This is a genomic window from Streptomyces sp. NPDC043870, assembly GCF_056435785.1.
Genome location: NZ_JBWKDT010000101.1, coordinates 1 through 5839, shown reverse-complemented (window position 1 = coordinate 5839; position 5839 = coordinate 1). Strand labels below are relative to the sequence as shown.

Sequence of the window (5839 nt, the reverse complement as noted above, 5' to 3'; positions counted from 1 at the left end):
CGGCCTCGGCCGCGAGCAGCTCACGCAGCGCGTTGCGGTCAGCGGCGTCACACGCCACCACCGATACGTCCACGCCCTGCCCCGACAGCTCGGCCACCAGCTCAGCCGCGCTCGGCGCGTCCGCGCCCCGCCGGCTGGTCAGCACCAGACGCTCCGCGCCCGCCCCCGCCAGCCACCGCGCGACCCTGCCTCCCAGAGCACCCGTACCACCGGTCACCAGCACGGTCCCGGACGGCGCCCACGCAACCGCGCCCCCGGCAGCAGCACGGACCAGCCGACGCCCGAACACCCCGGAGGACCGCACCGCGACCTGGTCCTCACCGCTACCACCGGCCAGTACACCGACCAGACGGGCCATCGCCCGCTCGTCCCACACCTCAGGCAGGTCCACCAGACCGCCCCAACGCTCAGGAACCTCCAGCGCGGCCACCCGACCCAGACCCCACACCTGCGCCTGCACCGCCGAAACCAGACGGTCCGAACGCCCCACACTCACAGCACCACGGGTCAGGCACCACAGCGGCGCCTCCACCCCGGCATCGCCCAACGCCTGCACCAGGCCGACCGTGGACAACACCCCCTGGGCCTCGCCCAGCGCGAGCAGCGACACCACACCGGCCACGACATCCGCATCAGCCAGCAAACCGGCAACCGCAGCCCGATCGGCACCGGCTCCGACCACCACACGCCGGACCTCAGCCCCACGCCCGGTCAGCCCACCCACCACGGCCGAGTCGTCCACGCCCTCGGCGGGCACCAGGACCACCCACACACCCGAGAGCCGCACACCGGCCGCCGCCCCATCGGTCAGCGGCTTCCACGACACCCGGTAACGCCACCGGTCCACCTCGGACTGCGTCCGCAGGCCACGGCGCCACGCCGACAGGGCCGGCAGAACCGAGCTCCACGCGCTCTCGTCGTCCATGTCCAGGGTGTCGGCGAGCGATTCGAGATCCTCGCGCTCCACCGCGTCCCAGAAGCGGGAGTCGAGGTCACCGCCGATGGCGCCCCGCGCCGTGCCCGACAGCTGCAGCCAGTAGCGCTGCCGCTGGAAGGCGTACGTCGGCAGCTCGACCCGCCGGGCACCCGCACCGGCGAAGAACGCCGACCAGTCCACGTCCAGGCCCCGCACGTGGGCCTGGGCGAGCGAAGTGACCACGGTCTCGGTCTCGGAACGACCGTTCCGCAGCACGGGGACGAAGGCGAGACCGTCACCCGTCACGCACTCCTCGCCCATGGCCGAGAGCACGCCGCCCGGACCGAGTTCGAGGTACGTCGTCACTCCGGCGTCCTGCAGGGCACGCATGCCGTCGAGGAAGCGGACGGCCTCGCGGACGTGCCGGACCCAGAACTCCGCCGTGCCCATCTCGTCGTCGGCGACGAGGACGCCGGTCAGGTTCGACACGATCGGAATACGTGGTGCCCCGAAAGACAGGCCCGCCACGACCTGGCGGAAGTCCTCCAGCATCCCGTCCATGTGCGGGGAGTGGAACGCGTGGCTGACCGTCAGATGCTTGGTCTTGCGGCCCTGGGTCTCGAAGGACTCGGCAATGGCGACCGCCACATCCTCGTCTCCGGCGATCACCACCGACTGCGGGCCGTTGATGGCGGCGATGCTCACGCGGTCGGTCTCGGTGAGCAGCGGCAGCACCTCGTCCTCCGAAGCCTGGACGGCGATCATCACCCCACCGGCCGGCAGCGCCTGCATCAGCCGACCCCGCGCCGCCACCAGCACACACGCGTCGTCCAGCGACAGGACACCCGCGACATGCGCGGCCGCGATCTCGCCGATGGAGTGACCGGAGAGGAAGTCGGGCTTCATGCCCCAGCTCTCCACGAGCCGGAACAGCGCCACCTCGACGGCGAAGAGCGCCGGCTGCGTGTACTCCGTGCGGTCGAGGGCGTCCCGGTCGGAGCCGAACAGCACGTCCCTCAGCGGCAGTTCGAGCAGCGGGTCCAGTCGCTCGCACACCGCGTCCAGCGCGTCCGCGAACACCGGGACGGCGTCGTAGAGTTCACGCCCCATCCCGAGCCGCTGGCTGCCCTGCCCCGTGAACAGGAAGGCGACCTTCCCGCCGACCGGCGAGCCTGCCACCACACGCGTCGTCGAGCGGCCCTCAGCCAGCGCTTCGAGTCCGGCGAGGAGCCCGTTGCGGTCCGTGGCCACGATCGTGGCGCGGTCCTCGAAGGACGCCTTGCCGGTCGTGAGCGACCAGGCGACGTCGACCGGACGGACATCCGGCGCGGACAGGACGTAGGAGTGCAGCTGACGCGCCTGCGCCTGGAGGGCTTCCTCGCCCTTCGCCGAGAGCACCCAGGACACGACCGGAAGTGAGGCGTCCGACTGAGGTACGTCCGCCACCTGCGCAGGAAGGGGCGGCTGCTCGATGATCGTGTGCGCGTTGGTACCGCTGATGCCGAACGACGACACACCGGCCCGGCGCGGACGCCCGGTCTCGGGCCAGGCCACCGCCTCGGTCAGCAGGCTGACGTCACCGGCCTCCCAGTCGATCTGCGGCGACGGCGCATCCACGTGCAGCGTCTTGGGCAACACCCCGTGCCGCATCGCCATGATCATCTTGATGACGCCCGCCACACCGGCCGCCGCCTGCGTGTGACCGATGTTCGACTTGATCGAGCCCAGGAGCAGCGGCCGGCCATCCGGACGCTCCTGCCCGTACGTGGCGAGGAGCGCCTGCGCCTCGATCGGGTCCCCGAGTCGCGTGCCGGTGCCGTGGGCCTCGACGACGTCCACATCCGAGGTCGACAGGCCGGCGCCGGCCAGGGCCTCGCGGATCACCCGCTGCTGCGAGGGCCCGTTCGGCGCCGTCAGACCGTTGCTCGCACCGTCCTGGTTGACCGCGGAGCCTCGTACAACGGCCAGGATGGGGTGGCCGTTTCGCAGCGCGTCCGACTGCCGCTCCACGAGGAGCATGCCGGCGCCCTCGGCCCAGCCGGTGCCGTCCGCGGCCGCCGCGAAGGACTTGCAGCGCCCGTCGGTCGCAAGACCACGCTGACGGCTGAAGTCGATGAAAGTCTCGGGCGTCGCCATGATCGCCACACCGCCGGCCAGTGCCATGTCGCACTCGCCCTGCCGCAGCGCCTGGATCGCCCAGTGCAGGGCGACGAGGGAGGACGAGCAGGCCGTGTCGACGGTGACAGCCGGACCCTCCAGGCCGAAGGTGTACGCGATCCGGCCGGAGGCGATGCTGCCCGCGTTACCGGTGCCGAGGTATCCCTCGACGCCCTCCGGCAGTTCGTCGCCCGCACCGACACCGTCTCCGATGCCGATGCCGCTCACGTAGTCGTGGTACATGACGCCGGCGAAGACGCCCGTACGGCTGCCACGCATGGCGGTCGGATCGATCCCGGCCCGCTCGAACGCCTCCCACGAGGTTTCCAGGAGGAGCCGCTGCTGCGGGTCCATCGCCAGCGCCTCACGCGGCGAGATACCGAAGAAGGCCGGGTCGAACTCGGCGGCGTCATGCAGGAAACCGCCCTCACGCGTGTACGACGTCCCCGCGTGGTCCGGGTCCGGGTGGTACAGCGCCTCGACGTTCCAACCACGGTCGGTCGGGAAGGTAGTGATGCCGTCGCCGCCGTTCGCGACGAGCTGCCACAGGTCCTCGGGCGTTCGCACACCACCCGGGAAGCGACAACCCATTCCGACGATGACGATCGGGTCGTCCGCCAGGCCCAGGGCGGTCCCCCCCGGCGTCCGCGCCCCGTCTCGGCCCTGGTCGGCCGCACCGCCGGTCACGCCGAGTTCCGACAGCAGGTGCCGGGCGAGTGCGATCGGCGTCGGGTAGTCGAAGATCAGCGTGGGCGGGAGGCGAAGACCGGTCTCCGTCTTGAGGACGTTACGCAGCTCAACGGCCGTGAGGGAGTCGAAGCCGAGGTCACGGAAGGCCCGTTCAGCATCGACCGCGTCCCCGCCGGCGTGACCCAGAACAGCGGCGACACGACCACACACCAGGTCCAGGAGTACGCCCTCGTGCTCGGCGGCCGGCAGCGCCAGCAGCCGGGACACGAGCGGCGAGCCCGCGTCCGTCCCGCCCTCACGCCGGTCGACGGTGCGACGCGCGGGCACTCGCACGAGGGCGCGGAGCAGCGGCTGTGTCGAACCGGTCGAGACCGCCCGCGCCCGCAGGACCGCGACGTCCAGGTGCATCGGCAGGAGCACCGCCGAGTCCACCGTCATAGCGGTGTCGAAGAGGGCAAGTCCCTCGTCGGCGGCGAGCGCGGCCACTCCGTCCCGCGCGATACGGCGCAGGTCGACCTCGTCGAGCCGGCCGGCCATACCGCTGCCACCGTCTGCCATCGGGGCCCACAGGCCCCAGGCGAGCGCGGTCGCGGGCAGACCCTCGGCGCGGCGCTGCTCGGCCAGGCCCTCCAGGAAGGCGTTCGCGGCAGCGTAGTTCGCCTGACCGGCCGCACCGAACGCGGCAGCGGCACCCGAGAACAGCACGAAGGCCGAGAGATCGAGCTCGCGTGTGAGCTCGTGCAGGTTCCAGGCCGCGTCCACCTTCGGGCGCAGCACGGTCGCTACCCGGTCCGGGGTCAGCGCGGCCAGGACGCCGTCGTCCAGGACACCGGCGGTGTGCACCACGGCCGACAGCGGGTGATCGGCCGGGATCGCGGCCAGCAGGGCCGCCAGGGCCTCTCGGTCGGCGATGTCGCAAGCGACCAGCTCGGCGTGAGCGCCCAACTCGCGCAGTTCCGCGATCAGCTCGTCCGCGCCGTCGGCGTCAGGGCCACGACGGCTGGTCAGCAGAAGGCGCTCGACGCCGTAGGCGGTGACCAGGTGGCGCGCGAACAGCCGGCCAAGACCGCCGGTGGCACCGGTGACCAGCACCGTCCCGGACGAGTCCCCGAGGCTGAGCGGCAGCTCAGCCGCACTGTCCGAGGACGGCACGCGAACCAGGCGCGGCACACTGACGATTCCGCCGCGGATCGCCAACTCCGGTTCACCGGAGGCCAGCGCGGCGGGAATCACGGACGACGAATCGAGGTCCGCGTCGAGGTCCGGGGCGAGGTCGAGCATGAGGAGCTGGCCCGGGTTCTCCGACTGCGCCGAGCGCAGCAGACCCCGCACCGCGCCACCGGCGAGATCCCGCACACCAGCACCCGCATCGAGGGCCACCGCACCCGAGGTCAGCCACACCAGACGCGTCGCCGCGAACCGCTCGTCCGCCAGCCACTGCTGGACCGTCTCCAGTGCGCCGTTCACCGCCGCGTGGACCGAGCCCACGACGTCAACCCGCTCGCGCGGGGCGGTAGACGGCTGGACGAAGACCGCGTCGGGTGCCGGTTCGCCGGCGTCGAGCGCCGCGCCGAGCGCGGACACGTCCGCGTACTCGGTGACCTGGGCACCCGTGCTTCCCAGGCCGATCTCATCCCGGCCCAGGACCGCCCACCGCAGATCGGTGACCTGGGCAGGTGCGGCAGGTGCGGCAGGTGCGGCAGACGCCGGTACCCACTCCACGCGGAACAGCGACTCCAGATGCGCCCCGGCAGCTGCCTGGACCTGGTCGGCTGAGGCCGGGCGAAGGGTCAGCCTGTCAACCGACGCCACCGGACGACCGGACTCATCCGCGATCAGCAGCGCCAGCGTGTGCGGGTCACCCGAAGCGGTCGGAGTCAACCGCATCCGCAGGGCCGAAGCCCCCACCGCGTGCAACGAGACACCCGACCACGTGAACGGCAGCATCGCGCCCGCTCCGGTCGCGGCCGGATCGCCGTGCCCGATGGCGTGGAGGCCGGCGTCGAGCAGGGCCGGGTGCAGGCCGAAGCGTGCGGCGTCGCGGCGGCCGTCCTCGGGGAGCTCCACCTCCGTGAA

1 protein-coding gene is annotated in these 5839 nt (G+C 72.1%); it reads right to left on the bottom strand.

Annotation, left to right across the window (positions count from 1 at the left end; all coding sequences use genetic code 11):
* A partial coding sequence (locus AC0699_RS39105; protein WP_478671243.1) for a type I polyketide synthase occupies nt 1–5839 on the bottom strand: 5839 nt, incomplete at both ends.